This is a genomic window from Gloeobacter kilaueensis JS1, from assembly GCF_000484535.1.
Lineage (GTDB): Bacteria > Cyanobacteriota > Cyanobacteriia > Gloeobacterales > Gloeobacteraceae > Gloeobacter > Gloeobacter kilaueensis.
Window position 1 is genome coordinate 1,145,853 of sequence record NC_022600.1, and the last position, 19,977, is coordinate 1,165,829.

Annotated in this window: 19 protein-coding genes; 9 read left to right on the forward strand and 10 right to left on the reverse strand. The window is 61.4% G+C overall.

The genetic code is table 11. The annotated features are described in order from the left end of the window. Positions 1-31: 31 nt before the first annotated feature. Genes GKIL_RS05470 through GKIL_RS05495 form a run of 6 tightly spaced genes read right to left on the reverse strand, consistent with a single transcriptional unit; the run spans position 32 to position 6,390 of the window. A complete protein-coding gene (locus GKIL_RS05470; protein WP_051382683.1) occupies positions 32-1,084 on the reverse strand; it encodes an ABC transporter ATP-binding protein in 1,053 nt (350 codons plus the stop codon). Further along, positions 1,068-2,051, reverse strand: coding sequence for an ABC transporter ATP-binding protein (locus tag GKIL_RS05475; RefSeq protein ID WP_023172439.1), 984 nt, complete (start codon positions 2,049-2,051; stop codon positions 1,068-1,070). The genes GKIL_RS05470 and GKIL_RS05475 overlap by 17 nt, the downstream gene beginning before the upstream one ends. Positions 2,052-2,068: 17 nt before the next feature. Beyond that, positions 2,069-2,974 (reverse strand): ABC transporter permease, encoded by a 906-nt coding sequence (locus tag GKIL_RS05480; RefSeq protein ID WP_023172440.1) that lies wholly within the window; start codon positions 2,972-2,974, stop codon positions 2,069-2,071. A gap of 6 nt (positions 2,975-2,980) precedes the next feature. Further along, positions 2,981-3,901, reverse strand: a complete 921-nt coding sequence (locus tag GKIL_RS05485) for an ABC transporter permease (protein ID WP_023172441.1) — start codon at positions 3,899-3,901, stop codon at positions 2,981-2,983. Positions 3,902-3,911: 10 nt separating this feature from the next. Further along, positions 3,912-5,573 (reverse strand): peptide ABC transporter substrate-binding protein, encoded by a 1,662-nt coding sequence (locus GKIL_RS05490; protein ID WP_081705175.1) that lies wholly within the window; start codon positions 5,571-5,573, stop codon positions 3,912-3,914. After that, a complete protein-coding gene (locus tag GKIL_RS05495) occupies positions 5,554-6,390 on the reverse strand; it encodes a cyanophycinase (RefSeq protein ID WP_023172443.1) in 837 nt (278 codons plus the stop codon). Before GKIL_RS05495 ends, GKIL_RS05490 begins: the two co-directional genes overlap by 20 nt. A 126-nt stretch (positions 6,391-6,516) precedes the next feature. Between GKIL_RS05495 and GKIL_RS05500 the strand changes: the two genes are divergently transcribed. Then, the gene (locus tag GKIL_RS05500; protein WP_023172444.1) at positions 6,517-7,221 is read left to right on the forward strand and encodes a response regulator transcription factor; all 705 of its coding nucleotides are present in this window, start codon (positions 6,517-6,519) and stop codon (positions 7,219-7,221) included. 96 nt (positions 7,222-7,317) lie between these two features. Here GKIL_RS05500 and GKIL_RS05505 read toward each other — a convergent pair whose 3' ends face one another. Next, complete coding sequence (locus GKIL_RS05505) at positions 7,318-8,151, reverse strand: SDR family oxidoreductase (protein ID WP_023172445.1); 834 nt, start codon at positions 8,149-8,151, stop codon at positions 7,318-7,320. A 107-nt stretch (positions 8,152-8,258) separates the two neighbouring features. Between GKIL_RS05505 and GKIL_RS22355 the strand changes: the two genes are divergently transcribed. After that, on the forward strand, positions 8,259-8,729 hold the full coding sequence (locus GKIL_RS22355) for a MarR family winged helix-turn-helix transcriptional regulator (protein ID WP_051382684.1): 471 nt from the start codon (positions 8,259-8,261) through the stop codon (positions 8,727-8,729). A 2-nt stretch (positions 8,730-8,731) separates the two neighbouring features. Here GKIL_RS22355 and GKIL_RS05515 read toward each other — a convergent pair whose 3' ends face one another. Next, on the reverse strand, positions 8,732-9,856 hold the full coding sequence (locus GKIL_RS05515; protein WP_023172447.1) for a polyamine ABC transporter substrate-binding protein: 1,125 nt from the start codon (positions 9,854-9,856) through the stop codon (positions 8,732-8,734). A 51-nt stretch (positions 9,857-9,907) separates the two neighbouring features. On the opposite strand from GKIL_RS05515, the gene GKIL_RS05520 reads away from it, so the two are divergent. Next, entirely contained in the window at positions 9,908-10,876 is a 969-nt protein-coding gene (locus tag GKIL_RS05520; RefSeq protein ID WP_023172448.1) for an NAD-dependent epimerase/dehydratase family protein, read from the forward strand. After that, positions 10,876-11,727: a tyrosine-type recombinase/integrase gene (locus GKIL_RS05525; RefSeq protein WP_023172449.1), complete on the forward strand. Its 852-nt coding sequence runs from the start codon at positions 10,876-10,878 to the stop codon at positions 11,725-11,727. The genes GKIL_RS05520 and GKIL_RS05525 overlap by 1 nt, the downstream gene beginning before the upstream one ends. Here GKIL_RS05525 and GKIL_RS05530 read toward each other — a convergent pair. Then, on the reverse strand, positions 11,710-12,378 hold the full coding sequence (locus tag GKIL_RS05530; protein ID WP_023172450.1) for a transmembrane-type terpene cyclase: 669 nt from the start codon (positions 12,376-12,378) through the stop codon (positions 11,710-11,712). The two genes, GKIL_RS05525 and GKIL_RS05530, sit on opposite strands and share 18 nt — an antisense overlap. A 111-nt stretch (positions 12,379-12,489) precedes the next feature. On the opposite strand from GKIL_RS05530, the gene GKIL_RS05535 reads away from it, so the two are divergent. From GKIL_RS05535 to GKIL_RS05550, 4 genes are all read left to right on the forward strand, one after another. Continuing rightward, positions 12,490-12,753, forward strand: a complete 264-nt coding sequence (locus GKIL_RS05535; RefSeq protein ID WP_023172451.1) for a YlxR family protein — start codon at positions 12,490-12,492, stop codon at positions 12,751-12,753. A gap of 37 nt (positions 12,754-12,790) precedes the next feature. Beyond that, positions 12,791-15,454 (forward strand): translation initiation factor IF-2, encoded by a 2,664-nt coding sequence (gene infB / locus GKIL_RS05540; RefSeq protein ID WP_023172452.1) that lies wholly within the window; start codon positions 12,791-12,793, stop codon positions 15,452-15,454. A gap of 121 nt (positions 15,455-15,575) precedes the next feature. Beyond that, complete coding sequence (locus GKIL_RS05545; RefSeq protein WP_023172453.1) at positions 15,576-17,762, forward strand: TonB-dependent receptor; 2,187 nt, start codon at positions 15,576-15,578, stop codon at positions 17,760-17,762. 32 nt (positions 17,763-17,794) lie between these two features. Then, positions 17,795-18,121, forward strand: coding sequence for a PepSY domain-containing protein (locus tag GKIL_RS05550; RefSeq protein WP_023172454.1), 327 nt, complete (start codon positions 17,795-17,797; stop codon positions 18,119-18,121). Positions 18,122-18,697: 576 nt separating this feature from the next. Here the strand turns inward: GKIL_RS05550 and GKIL_RS05555 are convergent. After that, positions 18,698-19,018: a hypothetical protein gene (locus GKIL_RS05555; protein ID WP_023172456.1), complete on the reverse strand. Its 321-nt coding sequence runs from the start codon at positions 19,016-19,018 to the stop codon at positions 18,698-18,700. A 327-nt stretch (positions 19,019-19,345) separates the two neighbouring features. On the opposite strand from GKIL_RS05555, the gene GKIL_RS05560 reads away from it, so the two are divergent. Continuing rightward, positions 19,346-19,921, forward strand: coding sequence for a Uma2 family endonuclease (locus GKIL_RS05560; RefSeq protein WP_023172457.1), 576 nt, complete (start codon positions 19,346-19,348; stop codon positions 19,919-19,921). Positions 19,922-19,977 lie beyond the last annotated feature (56 nt).

The window sequence follows — 19,977 nt, forward strand, 5'->3', positions numbered from 1 at the left end:
CTCTGGCGGGACATGGACGCCTGAACATATCCTAACCTCCGACAGCTCTGGTTTCAGGCGGCGGAACCCTGCCGTGCTGGGGAGATTCGAGCAAAAAGCAGGCGGCTTTATGGCCATCGCCCGCGTCGATCAAGGCGGGTTCTTCGCTGCGGCAACGATCCATGACGCAGGGGCAGCGGGTATGGAAGCGGCAACCGGCAGGCGGGTTAATTGGGCTTGGCACATCGCCTGCAAGTACGATCCGGCGGCGGGTGCGCTCGATGGTCGGGTCGGGTACGGGAACGGCGGAGATGAGCGCCTGGGTGTAGGGGTGCAGGGGGCGGCGGTAGATGTCGCGGCTGGGGGCGATCTCGACCAGTTTGCCCAGGTACATCACCGCTGTCCGGTCGCTGATGTGGCGCACGGCCCGCAGGTCGTGGGAGATAAAGAGAGTCGTCAGGCCCAGATCGCGGCGCAGTTGGGCCAGCAGATTGAGAATCTGGGCCTGAATCGAGACGTCGAGGGCGGCGATCGGCTCGTCGGCGACGATAAATTCGGGCCGCCCCGCCAGGGCACGGGCGATACCGATGCGCTGGCGCTGGCCACCAGAAAACTCGTGGGGATAGCGCCGAATAAAGGCGGGGTTAAGGCCCACCGTCTGCATCAACTCCTGCACGCGGCGATCGAGGGCGGGCCTGGGCATCGGCTCGAAGAGGCGAATCGGCTCGGCGATGATACTGCCTGCGGTCAGGCGCGGGTTGAGCGAGGCGTAAGGATCTTGAAAGACCATCTGCAGGTGGCGGCGCACCGAGCGCAGCCGGGCGGCGCTCAAAGTCGTGAGGTCAGTGCCCCGGTAGGAGATCCGGCCTGCAGTAGCAGGGACCAGCTGCAGAATTGCCCGGCCCAGGGTCGATTTGCCGCAGCCCGATTCGCCCACCAGACCCAGCGTCTCCCCCGGCCAGATGTCGAGGCTGAGCCCGTCGATCGCCCGGATCACCTTTGGGGCTGCCTGGCCCACGAAGCGGTCGAGCCTGCCCGGTGAGCCGGCCTGAAAGTGAACTTTTAGATCCTCGATCGCAATCAGCGCTTCAGACACGGGTCTCACTCCGCAGGTTGAGCCAGCAGGCGGAGCGGTGGGCCGCCGCCACCGTCACCAGGCCGGGCGGCTCGCAGCAGCGCTCGAAGGCGTGGGCGCAGCGGGGCGAAAAGGCGCACCCGGCAGGCAATCTGCTCAGATCCGGCGGCAGGCCGGGAATCTGAAAAAGTTCGTCTCGATCTTGATTGGGGTCCGGCATCGAGCGCAGCAGGCCCTGGGTATACGGATGGGCTGGGGCGGCAAAAAGCGGGGCGGTCGGAGCCGATTCGACCAGCCTGCCCGCGTACATCACCGCCACCCGATCGGCCATGCCCGCCACCACCCCCAGGTCGTGGGTGATCAAGATCACGGCGGTGCCGAGGCGCGCTTTGAGGTCTTTGATCAGCTCCAGAATCTGGGCCTGGATCGTCACATCGAGGGCAGTGGTGGGTTCGTCGGCGATGAGCAGCTGAGGGTTGCAGCTGAGGGCCATGGCGATCATCACCCGCTGGCGCATTCCACCGGAGAACTGGTGCGGATAGTCGTCTACCCGGCCTGCCGCATCAGGGATGCCCACCAGTTCCAGCATCTCAATTGCCCGGTTGCGGGCCGCCCGGCGGCCCAGGCCCAGGTGCAATTCGGAGATCTCGCTGAGTTGCCGGGAGATGCGCAAAAAAGGATTGAGCGAACTCATCGGGTCCTGAAAGATCATCGCCACCCGTTTGCCCCGGATGCTCCGCATCTGCCGGTCGCTCAAGCGCAGAAGATCCTGGCCGTCGAAGATTACCTGACCGCCTTTGATCTGGCCGGGCGGCGTCGGGATGAGCCTGAGGATCGATAAACTGGTGACCGACTTGCCACTGCCGGATTCGCCGACGATGCCGAGCGTCTCGCCCGCCGCAAGGTCGAAGCTGACCCGATCGACCGCCTTTATCTCGCCCTCGCGGGTAAAAAATGACGTTTGCAGCTCGCGCACAGAAAGGAGTGGATCGCTCATGGCGGGTGGTTTTGGGCTCAGTCGGCCCGCGATTGGGGATCGAGGGCGTCGCGCAGGCCGTCGCCCAAAAAATTCAAGCTAAAGAGGGTCGCAGTCATCAGTAGCCCCGGAAAAAGCAGGTGCCAGGGGTAGACCGAGATCGCCCCCACCCCCTCCTGCACGAGGGTGCCCCAACTGGAGAGGGGCGGCTGGACCCCCAGGCCGAGAAAGCTCAAGAACGCCTCGGTGAGCATGACGCTCGGGATTGTAAGGGTCGTGTAGACGATCACCGGCCCCAGGGTGTTCGGAACGATGTGGCGAAAGATGATCTGCCCAGTGCCGACGCCGATGGCGCGGGCCGCCTCGACGAACTCGCGATTTTTGATCGAGAGCACCTGGCCGCGCACGATGCGGGCCATCGTGAGCCAGGAGATCGCCCCTAACATGCCAAAGAGCACGAACAGGTCTTTGCTGAAGAAGGCAAGCAGGACGATGATGAGAAAAATATCCGGCAGCGAGTAAAGAATATCGACAAACCGCATCATCGCCTCGTCCACCCTTCCCCCGAGGTAGCCTGCCACCGCCCCGTAGGTGACGCCGATAACCAGGCTCACCACCGAGGCGACCACCGCCACCAGAAGCGAGATCTGTCCCCCCACCAGCGAGCGGACCAGTAGATCCCGGCCCAACTGGTCGGTGCCGAACCAGTGGGCCGGGCCGGGCGGCTGGTAGACGGCGGCAGCGTCGGTGAGTTCGTAGGTGTAGCCCCAGGTAAGAGCGATGATCTTTGGCCCGAGCAGCACGGCGATCAAGATGATCGAAAAGACGATCCCGCTCGCTACCGCCAGTTTGTTGCGCAGTAGCCGCCGCCAGGCATCCTGCCAGAGGCTGCTGCCTTTTACGGGTTCAAATGGTGTTTCGACGGGGGAGGAGGACGTTTGCATGGGCGGTCACTTGTAGGCGATGCGCGGATCGATGAGCGCGTAGACGATATCGACGAGCAAGTTGAGCACGGTGAGCAGGCTTGCCACCACCAGGGTGACGCCGACGACGATAAAGCTGTCGCGGGCGTTGGCGGCCTCGATAAAAAAGTTACCGAGGCCGGGGATCAAAAACAGTTTTTCGACGACGATCGTGCCGCCGAGCAAAAAGGCGAGGGCCGGGCCGGAGTAGGAGACCACCGGCAGGATGCTGCCTTTGAGGGCGTGGCGCAGCAGAACCGTACTCTCGCTGAGCCCCTTGGCGCGGGCGGTGCGGATGTAGTCGGAGCGCAGCACCTCCACCAGACCGCTCCTGGTGAGCCGGGCGATGTAGGCGGTGTAGAGGGCGCTCAGGGTAAAAGCAGGCAAGATCAAGTGGGCGAGATCGCCCCAGCGGGCGGGGGGCAACAGATACAGCGACAGCGACAGGCCGATGACCAGAATCGGCCCCAGCACAAAGTTGGGAATCGAGACGCCGAGTACAGCCACCGCCATCGCCCCGTAATCGACCAGCGTGTTCTGGCGCAGGGCGGCGACGATGCCGATGCCCAGGCCGAGAACGAGGGCAATCAGGTAGGCCGTCGCCCCCAGGATCATCGAGTTGGGTAGACCCTGGGCGATCACGTCGGTGACGCTCCGATCGAGGTAGCGGGTAGAAGGCCCGAGATCGAAGTGAAAAAGTACCCGATTCATGTAATTGAAGTACTGCACCGGCAGGGGTTTGTCGAGGCCGTACTTCTGGTTGAGCCTTTCGATCACCGCCGGGGGATAGGCGCGCTCCTCGCTAAAAGGACCGCCGGGGGCCAGGCGGACCAAAAAAAAGCTGATCGTGATCACCGTAAGCAGAACGGGAATGGCGAGCAGCAGGCGTCTGAGGATGAATTTGAGCATGGCGGCAGGTTCAGGGTGTGGGGGCGATCGGATGCTGTTGCCAGTCGCGGTCGATCCAGACAAACTTGAAGGGATGCTGATCGAGCAGGTTCGGATACCAGCCTGCAACCCAGGGCTTTTTCATATAGCTCAGAGCATAAAAGTAGATCGGGATCACCGGCACCTGATCGAGCAGATAGCTTTCGGCGCGGGCCAGTAGCTGGTTGCGCCGTTCTTCGTTCGGCTCGGCGTTGGCCTGGGTCATCAGCCGGGTGTACTTTGGATCGGTCCAACCGGCGTGGTTGTTGAGCGTGTCCTCGCTCATCAGATCTAAAAAAGTGCTCGGATCGATGTAATCGCCCGTCCAGGCGTCGCGGGCCACATCGAAGTCGCGCCGCTCGCGCCGGGCCTGGAAGGTCTGCCATTCTTCGTTCTGCAACTCGACTTTGATGTGCAGTTGCTGCTTCCACATCTGCTGGACGGCCTGGGCGACGGTGCGGTGGACCTCGGCGGTGTTGAAGGCGATCGTTATTTTTGGGAACCCCCGGCCATCCGGATAGCCCGCCTGGGCGAGCAGACGGCGGGCCAGAGCGGGGTCGTAGCCCGGCCCGGTTGGCGGTCGGTAGCCCGGCACCCCCGGCGGCACAAAGGTCGTCGCCGCCACCTCGCCTCGACCGATAAATTCCTCGGCGATCGCCCGCTTGTCGATAGCGAGGTTCAGCGCCCGGCGGACCAGCACGTTGTCGAAGGGTTTGCGCCTGACGTTGAGATCGTAGTAGTAGTTCGTGAAGAATGCGCCCCCCTGGTAGTCCCGGTAGCGGCGCAACTGGCGGATGAGCGGGGCCGGCAGCGTGTTGCTGAAGAGGGCGTCAGCCTCACCGGCCCGGTAGAGATTGGCGTTCTGCGATTCTTCTTGAACCGGCAGGAGCACTACTTTGTCGAGTCTGACCTGGGCCCGGTCCCAGTAGGTCGGGCTTTTGGTGAGGACTACCTGGCTGTAGGGCGTCGCCTCGGCGATGCGAAAGGGGCCGTTGCCCACAAAATGATCCGGCTGGGTCCAGCGGTCGCCCCAGCGCTCGATCGCCCGGCGCGGCACGACCGTAAAGGCGTAGTGGGGCGTCATCTTGACAAAAAAAGCGGTGGGCCGCTCCATCTCGACGCGCAGGGTGTAGTCGTCCACCGCCCGCACCCCCAGGTCCGCCGGGGTGTACTTGCGCCCATCCGGACGCACCCGCCCCTCGGCGATCGCCTGGGCGTTTTTGACGTAGTACATCAAGTTGGCGTAGGGCGAGGCGGTGGCCGGATCGATGATCCGCCGCCAGCTCCAGACAAAATCGTGGGCTGTGACCGGTGTGCCGTCGCTGAAGCGGGCGTCGTGGCGCAGAAAAAAAGTCCAGACGCTCGCCGTCTTGTTGGTCCGCCAGCGCAGCGCTGTGGCCGGTCGGGGTGCGAGGGTCTTCGGGTCGTAGCCGGTCAACCCCTCGTAGACGCTACCGAAGATATGCTGCTCCGGGATACCGGCGGATTTGTGGGGATCGAACGAGCGCGGTTCCGGGCCGTTGCCTACATAAAGCACGTTTTCGGCAGGGGGAACCAGCCGACCAAAGTACAGCGCGTCGGCGGTCGAGGCGGTGCAACCGGCCAGGGCCAGGGCCGCGAGGGCGAGCACAATTTTAGAGGGTTTTGCGTTCACGGAGGTTGTAGCGCAGTCCCTGGGCCATCACCGACAGTCTGAAGCTGCCGACGCTGAGCGGTTGATACGCCTGGATCTCGTTGATTGTGTTGTAGATCAGTTCGCTGCCATCGACGATCGTGACCGTCCCCTCGCCGATCACCTCCAGCGTGCCTTCCGCGTGCAGAATGCAGGCTGTATTTTCATCGATGCCGATACCCAGACAATCGGGCCGGGCCGCCACCGCCGTCATCAGCCTGGGCAGACGATTGCGGTTGTGGAAGTGCTGATCGACAATTACATTCTTTAGAATCCCCAGCCCTTCGGAAAGTTCCACGATGTTGCGCTTGGGTGCCTCGCCGCTGTAGCCACGGGCGATCATGCAGGCACCCAGGGCTGACGCTCCGGCGCTCGTACCTGCGAGTACAAGCTGCCCTAGAATCGAGCCCTGTTGCATTGCCCGCGCCAGAGCGCTGTGGGCGATCAGGTTGCACAGCCGCACCTGATCGCCGCCGGTCATAAAGACACCGCTGCTGGCGCGCACCCGCTCGACAGTTTCTACGAGATCTGCCTCGAAGCGGCTTGTGATGTTGAGCACATCGACCTTTGCCGCCCCCATCTGCACGAAGACGAGCCGGTAGACCTCCGCTAAGATCTCGGGCATACTCGACGCGCTCGGAATGATCAAAATCCGGGCCTGGGGACCACCTGCAATCGTAAAAAAAGTTTTGAGGATGCTTTTTTCGCGTTCCTTGTCCTCTGCGCCACCGATGACGACGAGTGGACTGCCCTGCGGATAGATACGCGGCTGTTGATCGAGCGTCGGCAGCGGTTGCACCAAATGACCTTCACCTTCCGATTCAAATGCTGGTGGGCACCAGCATCTAGCCTACCCCAAGCTGGCGAGTCCCAGGCAGCGGGCTACGGTGGATGGTAGGATATTCTCGCCTGCAGAGGATCTCGAATGGAATCGACCGTGAACCGCCAGACCGTGCTGGTCGTCGATGACGCCGAACTGATCCGCGAGACGGTAGGTATGGCTCTTGGCGAAGAAGGCTACAGCGTCGTTCTGGCAGAAGATGGCCGTCAGGCGCTCGAACTGATGCGCAGCACCGACGAAGTCGATCTGATCGTGCTCGATCTGATGCTGCCCCACCTCAATGGCCTCGATCTGTGCCGGTTGTTGCGCCGCGAGGGCAACGGGGTGCCGATCTTGATGCTGACGGCCAAGGCCGCTGAAACTGACCGGGTGGTGGGTCTCGAAGTGGGTGCGGACGACTACCTGGCCAAGCCCTTCGGGATGCGCGAGCTGGTTGCCCGTTGCCGGGCGGTGCTGCGCCGCCATTCGCGCACCCAGGCGCTCGACGAGCACGCCACCCTGCGCTGCGGGGATCTCTGGATGAACACCCAGGAATGCCGGGTAAACGTGCGCGGTGTGGCGAGCGACCTGTCGCCCAAAGAATTTCGGTTGCTGGAACTCTTTATGCGCAACCCCCGCCGGGTCTGGTCGCGCGAACAGCTCATCGAGCGCGTCTGGGGACCAGATTTTATGGGCGACAGCAAGACCGTCGATGTGCATATCCGCTGGTTGCGCGAAAAGCTCGAAAAAGACCCGAGCCGCCCCGAGTACCTGGTGACGGTGCGGGGCTTCGGCTACCGCTTCGGCTGATTCTAGACCCGCGTACATAATCCAAAAAGAAGAACGCATCGCGTGTATTTGCTGGGCCCGTCAAAGTTTGTATCGAGCAACGACAAAACAGCGCGATCAGCGCCCCTGGTCGGCAACTGTCCTGGGGCTCCCGGCATGCATCCCCAGAGCAACACCGACCAGTCTCTGCCAGAGCCCGTCCGGCAGCAATCCGCGTAGCAGCAGGTACGGTCCGGGCTGGGCCGGGTAGCGCAACCGGGACGACCCGTCGGTGGCAGCCCGGTAGATCACCTTTGCCACCCCCTCGGGGCCGGGCAAGCGGTCATCCAGTTGCCGGGCCATCTCCTGAAAGCGCCGCAGCGGCCCTTCGTAGGCAGGGTGGGAGGCCCACTGCTGGGAGCGCGAGAGGAAGTCGGTTCGCGTGCCGCCGGGCTCCACCAGCTTGACCTGGATACCAAAAGGCAGCAGTTCGAAGCGCAGGGATTCCGATAGCCCTTCGACTGCAAACTTGGTGGCATGGTAGGCGCAGCCGAAGGGAAAAGCCAGCCGACCGCCGATCGAAGAAACGTTGACGATCGTGCCGCCCCGCTCGCGCAGCACCGGCAGCACCAGGCGAGTGACCGCAGCAAGACCAAAGACGTTCGTATGGAACTGATGCTCCAGTTGCTCCGGGGCAATGCCCTCCAGGGGCCCGTTCAAACCGTACCCCGCGTTGTTGACGAGTACGTCGATCGCGCCAAATTGTGCGACTACCTGCTCGACAGCACCGCCGATCGTCTGCTCGTCGGTAACGTCCAGCCGGGGTGTGACCACCTTTCCTGCCATCCGGGGAAATGTCAGCTCCCCCCGGCGCGAGGTCGCCGCCACATTCCAGCCCGCCCGCGCAAATACTTCAGCGGTTGCCCGACCGATCCCACTCGAACTTCCCGTGATCAGTACCGTCCTTGCCATCGCCAGAGCTTTAATCAAATTACGATTTTCATAATATACGAATTTCGTATAATTGGCGATAGGTCTGCCCGGTTGTCGCGGGGGTGAGCTTCCGGTATGGTGTGCCCATGTCGAGCATGGCGATCACCGAGGAGCAGCTCGTACTGCTCTACCAGTCAGTGCAGCAGCTGATCCGCAGCCTGAAGGTAGCCCAGCCCCAGGGGCGCGGAGGTGGGGAGGGTTTGAACCCGACCGACCAGCAGGCTCTGACCCTGATCGGCGAGAGCGGTCCATGCACCCTGGGCGAGGTCGCCGAGAGCCTGGGTGTGCCGCTCTCGACAGCCAGTAGTGCTGTCGAGCGGCTGGTGCAAAAAGGGCTGGTCGAGCGCAGTCGCGTCGCCTCGAATCGACGGATCGTCCGCCTTGCATTGACCGCTGCGGGCAAAGCGATGTTCGCCGAGGTAGCCCGCGAGCAGTTGCACCAGTGCCAGGCGATGCTGGAAGCCCTCGATGGACCGGAGCGCGAGGTCTTCATCGCTTTGATGGCCAAGATCGCAAGCCGGACCGCCCCGGCCCCCACCTTGAGAGCCGATTTGTGAGCTTACGAGCCGCCCTCGCCCTTGACCTCCGTCCAGGTGCGGTCCCAGAGGGGCGTCTCGCTGCCTTTGTCCTCGACGGGCTGGGCACGCTTTAAGAAGGCGGGGTCGGGGTTGGTGGCAGGAGAAGCCATATAGGCGCTGTAGAGCTTTGGCTCTGTTCGCCTGAGCAGTTCGAGGGCGGAGCGGTTCGGGTTGGAGTACGGGTACGCCTGGGTGATGAGAATACCTGCTTCCGGGCTCAGCGAAAAGTTGATGAACGCGAGGGCCGCCTCCTTGTGGCTTGCTCCCTTTGGAATCGCCCAGTTGTCGTGCCAGATGCCACACCCTTCTTGAGGACACAGATAGCGGATCGCCGGATCTTCGCGCTGGGCGAGGGCCGCCTCACCGTTCCAGACCATCCCGAGCCAGGCTTCGCCGGAAAGAAGGGCTGTCTTCGGGCTGTCGCTGTCGAAGAGCTTGATGTTGGGGCGCAGGCGCAGTAGCTTCGCCTGCGCTGCCCGAAGCTGGCTGGGGTCTTTGGTGTTCTTGTCGTAGCCCAGGCTCTGCAGGGCCATGCCCAGCACCTCGTACTCGTCGTCAAGGAGCACCACTTTGCCTTTGAAGGCCGGATCCCACAGATCCGCCCAGCGGGTAATCGGGCGCTGGAGTTTGCGGGTGTTGACAGCAAGACCCACCGTTCCCCACTGGTAGGGCACCGTAAAGCGATTACCCGGATCGTAGGGGGGGTTTTTGAAGCTTGAATCGATGTTTTTGAAGTTGGGCAATCTTGCCGGGTCGAGCGCCTCCAGTTGTTGCTGCTTTTTGAGAATATCGACGGTGTAATCGCTCACGATAATCAGGTCGTAGCCTTTGCCTCCGGCCTGCAACTTGGCGAGCAGTTCTTCGTTGGAGGAGAAGGTGTCGTAGTTGACCTTGATGCCGGTCTTGCTGGTAAATTCATCGAGCATTTTCGGAGGAATGTACTCCGACCAGGCGTAGAGGTTTAATTGTTTTTGGGCGGGCGAGCCGCTGGTGGAGCCGCAGGCGGTGAGGAGAGCGACCACCAGCAACAAAAGCAGAACGACGGGCGGGCGAAACAGGCGCAGCATCGGCAACAATCGAAGATTCTTGCCCAGACGATAGGCCATCTTGCTTGCTCCTGTACAGAGGGAAAGCTTCTGGGGCTGTAGGCTGGGAGCATGGCGACGCTGATTACCGGTGCATCGGGATTTTTAGGCAAACAGCTGGCGCTGCGCCTGCTCAAGGAGGGCCGGGCTGTCACCTACCTGGGCCGCCGGGCTGTAGGCGAGCTGGACCAGTGGGGGGCCACCTATATAAGTGGCGATATCACCGACGCCGGTGCCGTCGAGCGGGCGATGGCCGGAGTCAAGCGCGTCTTTCACCTGGCGGCCTGGTTTGACCTGGGCATCCGCGAACCTGAGAAGATGGAGCGCATCAACGTCGGCGGTACGCGCAACGTGCTCGGTGCCGCCCTTGCTCACAAAGTCGAGCGGGTGGTCTATTCGAGCACGGTCGGCATCTTTCATCCCACCAGCGGCATTGCCACCGAAAAGACGCCGGTGAGCGAAAAGCACCTCTCGCACTACACGCGCACCAAAGCCCAGGCCCACGCCGTCGCCCTCGAATTGTTTGCCCAGGGCTGTCCGGTGGTGATCGCCCTGCCGGGCTACGTCTACGGCCCGGCGAGCGACGGGCTTTTTGGCCGCCTGGTGCGTCAGTTTCTGGCGGGCGAACTGCCGGCGGTGGTGGGAGCGGAGCAGCGCTCGAGCTACGTCCACGTCGATGACGTCGTCGAAGGGCTGCTGCTTGTCGAGGCAAAGGGCGTTCCCGGCCAGTCCTACATCCTGGCGGGCGAGGCGATGAATCTGCGCGAATGGTTCAAGCTGGCCGCCGAAGTGAGCGCAAAAGCGGCCCCGGCCCTCGAGTTGCCGCTCTGGGCGCTCTACCCGGTCGCATTTTTTTCGGACTGGTTTTCGAGCATCGGCGGTCCCAATTCGGTGATCACCCGCGAGGCCCTCGACTACCTGCAGGGAGATCTGGTGGCCTCCGCAGCGCGGGCCGAACGGGAATTGCAGTGGCACTCCCGGCCCCTGGTTCCGGCGATGGCCGAGACAATCCGCTGGTATCAGGAGCATCCAGGATCTTGATGGAACTTCCCGAGGCGATCGAGCACTGGCTGGATAACCTGATTGCTTCCGGAGAGCTGGCGAGCAACACACTTCGAGCCTACCAGGGAGATCTCGATGATTTTGTACGCTTTGTCGAGAGCGAAAAAGCCGACTGGGCTACTCTCGACGCCGCTGCCGCCCAGAGCTTTGCCTGTGCCCTCAAGCAGCAACACCTGAGCACTGCCTCGATCGCCCGCAAACTGGCAGCGCTGCGCTCGTTCTACCGCCATGCCGGATCTCAAGGCTGGGTCGCGGGCGATCCTGCCGCCCGGATCCCCACTTTAAGTGCAGCGCTAGGCCGCAATCTGCCCCGCGTTCTGAGCGTCGCCGAGGTGACAGCCCTCATCGATGGCAGCCCCTCGCCCTTCGAGCGGGCTGTGCTCGAACTGCTCTACAGCGCCGGGCTCAAGGCCAACGAGCTGTGCGAGCTGCAGCGGGGGGATCTGTCGTTTGCCGAGGCGTACCTGTGTCTGAAAAGTAGCAGTGGCCGCGAGCGGGTCGTACCGCTCCTGGACACTACCCTCGAAGCGGTGAGCCGCTACCTGGAGACGCTGCCTGCTCCCCGACAGCCGCTTTTTAGCACTCCCCAGGGCCGTCCCCTCAACCGCTTTGCCCTTTATCGGCTGGTGCGCGAGGCGGCTGTCCGCGCCGGTATTGGCTGGCCGGTCACCCCCGATACCCTGCGCCATAGCCTGGCGGTCCACCTGCTCGAAGGGGGGGCGGACCTGGCTACAGTCCAGGAACTGTTGGGCCACGCCAGCATCGCCACCACCGAGATCTACAGCCGCCTTGCCCGCAACCGTGCGCCGCTTTCAGCGAAAGATCGCTGAGGCGACATTTTTGACTGCAGGCAGCCGCTCCCGGTGCTCCCGGCTTTGCTGGCGGAGATAAAAGACCAGACCGACGTAGAGCAGATCGAAGCCGAAGATGGCAACGAACATAAACGGCAGCACAAGCGAAGCTTTTGTGATCGGGGCAAAAAGATAAAAGGCGAGGGAGGCGCAGGCGGTGCCTGAAAGCTTGCAGACAGCGATCGTCAGCGACTGGCCGCGCAGCGAGCGGCGGCGGTAGAGCATGACGACAAACAGCACCGACATCAGCAGGTTCTGACCAAAGGCGGCGTAGGCACCGGCTGGATCGTGAAATTCGAGCGAGACGAAAAGCACCATGCAGAAGGCCGTTACGAGAACCAGCCCGGCAAAGCCATAGAGGGCTCCCTTGCGCAGATCGGCAAATTCTCGTGGCCCGTAGCGGACGAGCTGAAAGGCGATGAGCAGATCCAGAGCGAACCACAGAACATCGATCGTGCGCTGAAAGGGCTTGTGGGGCAAAACGAACGAGAAGATGAACTCCCAACTCAGATTGGCTGCGAGGGCCGCAAGCGGCATCCCGTAGGTCTTGTCAGCAAAACCCTGACGGATGATGAGCAGGTAGGTCGCAATCCAGAACAGGCCGGAGGCGAGCATCAGCAGTACGTACATGGAATGATTTTCCACTTCTCTACCAGCTAAAGCGCAAAGCAGCCGCAGGCCAGGCCAGCGACCGACAGCCCCCCGGATCTAGCATGGAAGAAGGGAGGCCAGGCCAGAGCGATGAAACATCAGCGCCGCTGCATCAGTTGCCGACGCCTGGACGATCGCGCCAGCTTCTGGCGGATTGTCCGGGTCCACCCCGGCTGGCAGATACAATTGAACAGGGGAATGGGTCGCTCGGCTTACCTGTGTCCCTGCGAGGAATGCCTGCGGCAGGCGCAGCGCAAAAATCGGCTGGCGCGGGCGCTCAAGGCGCGAGTAGATGAGACATTCTACGAGCTGTTGCGCTGCGAGTTGGCTAAGATCGCAAAGCCTGAGACATGAGCGACCGTTGCACCAGAATCTAGTGGAGGGCCAGTGTATGACCAATGCGAACATGCAAGGAAAAGTACGAATCTACGACCTGGCTCGCGACCTCAAACGGGACAACCGGGATGTGATGGCAGTATGCCAGCGTCTGGGTATTCCGCACAAGTCCCACAGCAGCACAATTTCCGAAGAAGAAGCCGAGCGCATCCGCGAAACTTTTCAGCGGGGTCTGCCCCCTGGTGGCAGCAAAAAAGAGAAGATCCAGCAGCAGGGAGCGGCCAATGCCAACAAACAACAAATTCTCGAAGTGCGTCGGCCCCCAGCCGGTTATCAGCCGGCTATCAAAGAGGTACCGGTGATCGCAGCTGTCAATCCTCCCCGGCCAGTGGTCATCGAGTCCCCAAGCCCTGTGCCGACCATCGTCGTCAGTGAGCCACCCACCCGGCCCCTCGTCGAGGAGCAGCCGCTGGCAGCCACAGCCTCCGTTCCTGAACTGGTCGCAGAACCCGCCATCGCCGAAAGCCCGGCCCCGGTTCTGGTGAACCCAGAAATCGTCGAGGCGGTACCGGAGGAAGCGCCAGTTCCCCAGCCAGTCGCGAGAGACACCGAAGCTCCCCGCCCCGCCCCGAGTCAACCTGTACGGCCCGCCGCCAATCCGCCTGCCGACAACAACCGGCGCGAGGAGCGCCGGGCAGCGCAGCCCGCTCAGCCGTCGGGACGCGCCGACAACCGCCGGGGTGGCCCGGTGATCAGTCCCAACCGGGGAGGCCAGAACCGACCAGTCGCCGCCCAACCCACAGCACCCAGCCCGAGTGCCGGACGCTCCGGCTCGGGGATCGCCAAAAAGGGCACCCAGGCCCGGCCCAATACCGGGCGACCGAACGGGCCGATGCGCCGTCGCGACGAGCGCGAAGTCCAGGTGAGCGAAGAGCAGCCAAAGCAGATCGTCTTGAACGGCAATATTTCCGTGCAGGATCTGGCAGCGCGGATGCATGTTCCGACCACCGAGATCATCAAGGCGCTCTTTATGAAGAGTGTGATGGTCAATATCAACCAGACCCTCGATCAGCCCACCGCCGAACTGGTGGCCCGCGAACTCGGCTTCGAGGTGCAGACCGAGCAGACTGTCACCCAGACCACCAGGACCGAAATGCTCGATCTCGAAGATATCGAAAGTCTTGAGCCGCGCCCGCCGGTGGTGACGATCATGGGCCACGTCGATCATGGCAAGACTTCGCTGCTCGATGCCGTCCGCTCAGCGCGGGTCGCCGAGGGCGAAGCCGGTGGCATCACCCAGCACATCGGTGCCTACCAGATACAGATTTCCGGTGAAGAGGGCGAGCGCAAGCTGACTTTTCTCGATACACCGGGCCACGAGGCGTTCACCGCCATGCGCGCTCGCGGTGCCAAAGTCACCGACATCACGGTGCTGGTGGTGGCCGCCGACGACGGTGTCAAACCCCAGACCGTCGAGGCGATCAACCACGCCAAGGCCGCCGGTGTTCCGATCGTCGTCGCGATCAACAAGATCGACAAACCCGACGCCAACCCCGACCGCGTCAAGCAGGAACTCACCGAGTACGAACTGGTGCCCGAGGAGTGGGGCGGCAAGACGGTGATGGTGCCGGTGAGCGCCAAGCAAAAGCTCAACCTCGATCTGCTCCTTGAGAACCTGCTGCTGGTAGCGGACTACGAACTGGACCTGCAGGCCAACCCCAACCGCGAAGCCAAAGGCACGATCATCGAGGCCAACCTCGACAAGTCGCGGGGTCCGGTCGCCACCGCTCTTGTGCAAAATGGCACCCTGCACCTGGGCGACATTCTGGTCGTGGGTGCCATCTACGGCAAGGTGCGCGCCCTCTACGACGATCGGGGCAACCGGGTCGATTCCGCTCCGCCCTCGACGCCTGTGCAGGTGCTGGGCCTCACCGAGGTGCCCCAGGCCGGTGACGAGTTCGAGGTCTACTCCGACGAGCGCGAGGCGAGGCGCATCGCCGACGAGCGCGCCCGCAAGCTGCGCGAAAGCCGGCTGCTGGAGCAGGCGGCGGCCCGCAGTGCCCGCGTCTCGCTCGGTTCCTTCTCTGCCAAGGCCAAAGAAGGCGAACTCAAAGAACTCAACATCATCCTGCGCGCCGACGTTCAAGGTTCGGTCGAGGCGATTCGCGCCTCGATCGAAAAGCTGCCCCAAAACAAGGTACAACTGCGCGTGCTCCAGGCGGCTCCCGGCGAAGTCTCCGAAACCGACATCGATCTGGCTGCTGCCTCCAACGCCGTCATCCTCGCCTTCAACACCACCTTTGCGAGTGGAGCGAGGCAGGCGGCGGAGCAGGCTGGGGTGGACGTGCGCGAGTACGACGTGATCTACAAGCTGCTCGAGGACGTGCAGCTGGCGATGGAAGGTCTGCTCGATCCAGAACTGATCGAGGAGCCGCTCGGTACCGCCGAGGTGCGCCAGGTCTTCCCCGTGGGCAAGGGCCAGGTGGCAGGCTGCTACGTGCGCGAGGGCAAATTGCTGCGCAACGCCCAGATGCGCGTGCGCCGGGGCAAGGATGTCGTCTTCGAGGGCCACATCGATTCGCTCAAGCGCTTCCGCGAGGATGCCAAAGAAGTGGCGACCGGCTTCGAGTGCGGCGTCGGCAGCGACAAGTTTGCCTCCTGGCAGGTGGGCGATCTGATCGACTGCTTCCGGATGGTCACCCAAAAGCGCACACTCTAACGGCTAACCGTGATTCAAGCCCGCGACGGGGAAGCCGTCGCGGGCTTCTTGGTCAAACCTTAACCTGGGCCGTCTACTGTGCTCTTGCAGCGACAGTGCAAGCGTACCGGAGGAGTGGGTTATGGGACGAAGGCAGTGGAGTGGGGTTTTACTTGTTCTGGGAGTTGGCCTGGGATCAAGACCGGCCCTTGCGGAGGTGTTACCGGCCAATCCACCCACCCAGTTCGAGTTGCGTCAGCACGAGGGAGCGGTTCTGCAAACTGCTCAAGCACTCGGCCAAATCCAGAGCGCCCAGCCTCCCGAGCCGTCCGCCGTTATCGGCAGCGGCTCGCTTTTAGAGGAGGTGAACGTGACTGCCAACCGCCGCGAGGCAGCGACGTTCCGCACCCCCGAGAGTTTGAGTGTGATCAGCCGCGATGAGATCGAGTCGATGCTGCCCCTCGCCCAGAACCTCACCGGCCTGCTGCATCTGGTGCCGGGGGTACAGACCGGGTTAGGCACCAGCCCCCTTGAGGCCAACGTCAGCATCCGTGGCCTCGGCGACGACCGCTCGCCCGTTCTCATCGACGGCGAGCGGCAGAACGTCTCCCAGGGTGAAATTCGCGAGGATCTCTTTTCGGTGGACCTGCGCGACATCGAGCGCGTCGAGATTTTGCGCGGCTCTGCCTCCGGCACCTACGGCTCGGATACGACTGGCGGCCTCATCAACATCATCACCCGCCAGCCAGGGGCCAATTCGTCCCCCAAACTCGAATACCAGGGCTACTTCGGCGGCTACTCTACCTACCACCAGGGCCTGCGCTTTACAGCGGGCGGTGACAAATTTTCCCTGGCCCTGAGCGGCACCTACCACAACACCGGCGACTACTTCGACGCGGCGGGCAACTTTGTGCCCAACCAGCAGGACTACCAGACCTACACCGGTCGGGTGTCGATCTTCCCGGACGCCGACAACCGGATCACCCTCAAGTACAGCGCCTACCGCTTTCACTCCGCCCTGCTCGCCATCTCCGACGTTCCAGAAGAAGCAGCCGGGCTGCCCCTCGCCTCCAAGGACCGCTTCGGCATCGAGTGGACCAGCCGCAACATCTTCGGTTCGACCACCGACTTAAAACTGAGCGCCTACTACAACCAGCTTTTTCAGAACTTCAGCCAGCAGGTCTTTGAAACCGACGCGGAGGGCGAGCGCGAACTGGTCTTCGGCAACACGAGCACGATCCGGATCAACACCGTCGGCACCAACTTTCAGTTGAGCACCCCGATTGGCAGCGCTCGGCTCACCTACGGCCTCGACTTCTTTCAAGAAAACGGCACCAACAGCACCCTCACCACCAGCGAGGACGAGGGCACAGGCGAGCAGCCCCTGGTGCCGGATGGCCGCCAGACGGGCCTGGCAGGGTATCTGTTTCTCGACTACCCGATTATCCCTGAGTTGCAGCTGAGCGCCGGGGTGCGCTACGACTCCTTCAAGAGCGAAGGTTTCCCGGTATCGTCTTTCTACGGCACCGGCACCAGCTTCAGTGGCCAGAGCATCGACGAATCGGCGGTAACGCCCAAGGTCGGCCTCGTCTGGAACTTCACCCCCGGCTTTCGTCTGCGGGCCAACTACAGCCAGGGCTTTCGCGTTCCCACGATCAAGGAGCGCTTCTTCCAGGGTTTTGCCGGACCCCTCAACGCCGAGATCGAGGACATCGTCATCGGCGGCGAGGCACCGCCCTTCATCATCCTCCAGGGCAATCCGAACCTCACCTCCGAGCGCACCACCTCCTGGGAGGTAGGCTTCGGAGGCAACCTGGGCCGCGCGTCCTTCGATGTCGTCTACTTCAACAATTCAGTAAGTGGCCTGCTCAATGCCCGCCAGATCGGCGAAGACGACGACGGCGTGCCGATCTTCCAGTTCGGCAACATCCAGAACGCCCGCATCCAGGGCATCGAAGTACAGAGCATCGTCCAGTTCGATCCCCAGTGGCGGCTCAGGGGCGTCTTCAGCTGGACCGATGCCATCGACTCAACCACCCGCCAGCAACTGGCGAGCGTCGTCCCTACCTTCGGTACCCTCCAACTGCGCTACCTCAGTCCAGGCGGCTGGCTCGCCCTGCTGCAGGCCCGCGCTGCCAGTTCCCGCATCGGGGCCGGGAGCTACGGCACCGTCGATCTCAACTTCGGCGTGCCGATCGGGGCGGGGCTGCAGCTCACCCTCACCGCCACCAACCTCTTCAACACCCTCTACCGCGAGTCGCTCATCGGCTTCAACGCCCCCGGCCCCCAGCTATTTGTCGGCTTGAGTACCCGCGACGGCGGCGAGTAATATCGGGAGCGGTCCTCTTTCTAGATGCATCTGTGAAAAAACTCTCCGCCCTGTTGCCGCTGCTGCTGGTGGTGCTGCCTGTGACCGCCCTGGCTCTGCCTCCCGGCGACCCGGACGATGCGATTCGCGCCGGTCTTAAAAGCGAGGTGCCCCTTGCTCCGAATCTCCAGGACGCCCACCTCACCTCACCGGCTCAAGTGCAGCAGATGATCGCCCGGCAGACCAGAGCGCCGATCACCCGCCTCGAACTGGAGATCAAAAACGGCTACCTCTTCTACGAAGTCGAAGCAGGGGGCAAAGAATTCTGGATCGACCCTGGCAGCAACCGTATTCTGCAGACCCTCAAGGCCCGACGGTAGATGCGGGAAGCAGGAGCGGTCGCATGCTTAACAAACAGCTTTTTCCACGTTCTCTCAGTTAGGAGCCAACTTTTAGAACTCAAAAGCTGTGCTATTTATGTTCAATAAAAGTGAATGTGGTTGAAGTTAATTGCATCACATCCAACACTCGTTGAGTATTGAGATAGCTTGAAATCATCCGTGAGAATTAGGTATTTGTCGTGTCAAATATGGATTATCGAAGAATCAGTAAGGCCAAACCTTGGAAAGTCAGTCCTGATTGAAAGTTCATGGCTCGATATGTATTGTTCTTCTAGATTTATCAGCAGGGTGGAAAATCTTTGGAAGTAGCTCTGCATATTTTCTATTGGCAATTGATTGGATAAATTGCTTACTTCTGTGAGGACATTTGGAGTTGTAATCAGTTTACTGAAAAGCGCAACTATCTTTACTAAAACTTCAAAACTGTTTTGGTCGAAAGTCGATAACCTTTTGTATTTCGTTATCAGTCTTCTATCATATGATCCAACAAATAGTAATAGAAGAATATTTGAGTCAATGAATAATCCTCTGGTGCCATACTTTTGTATTAGCTCGTCAATCATCAACCTTCCTGATTTTCATAGATTCAACCAGTCCCGTCTCTGCATCTACCGCAAATAACTTATATTCCCTCTTGATTTGTTGTTTCAATGCCTCAAAGATCGCACTCGCAGAGGAAGTCATGCCCGACACGTCTGCCAACTTACGAGTAAATCCGAGTGTGATTATCCATTTGGACATGTCTGGTGAAATTTCAACTTCCTCGACCAGAATGTCATAAATACGAATATCGCTGTACAACTCTTCTAAGCACTTGCGAGCTACTTGTACGGCCTCCTTAAGCGAAATTCTCTGGCCTTGATTTGCAATCTCCATGTCCATGTGCCCTTTATATTGTACTAATCAGTTTAGCTAAGCTGAATGACGGTTGCAGCCTTGCTGTAGCTTCTGCTTATAGGATGAGGTGCGCATCGACGAGCGCACCGGTAAAGTCTTCATCACCGGCTCTACTCGCCGCCTCGAATAGCAAGATTTCCTGCAGACAGCGATGTGCGAGCGGTGCTGGAGGAGGCACTGCGCCGCAAGCGGAGCCTGCAGTAACTTTTGGAAAGAAGCTGTAAACGATTCGTCGGCTTGAGTACCCGCAACGGCGGCGAGTAATATCGGGGGCAGCCCTCTTTCGAATAAAAAAGGGATCGAATCATGGTCGGAGCAACGGACAGGCTATTGACCCTACAAGAATTTCTGGCCCTGCCGAAGAGTGATGCCCGCTGGGAGTACGTAGCAGGACGAGCAGTTGCGAAGATGGCACCGAAATATCACTCCATCCGACTGCAGCGGGCACTAGAAGACTTGTTTGAGGCGTGGAGCATCGACCGGGGCCGGGCAGAGCGCGAATGGCTGACCGCGCTCGTCCGCGCAGGTGAGAACTGGGCACCGCTACCGGACTTTAGTTTTGTTTCCTTCGAGCGCTTGCCCCGCGAGTGGAACGAGAATGCCGCCTGTCCGGCCATTCCGGAACTGGTGGTAGAGGTGGTTTCACCGGGCCAATCTTTTGGCGAGTTGGCGAAGAAGGCCGAGGATTATCTTGCTGCCGGGGTGGACCGGGTGTGGATCATCGATCCCGTGGAACGTACACTCACCGTGTTCTTTGGCGATCTTGCCCCGCGCACATTTGCCGATGAGCAGCCGATCATCGACTCGCTTTTTCCTGGTCTGGAGTTTTCGGTGGCAGCGCTTTTCGGACGGGCGGGCCTGCCGGGGGCACCGTCCAGTTGAAGGAGGATAGTTATCGTCTCTGTGAGCTGGCAAGATGCCTGTTCTATCCAGCAGTT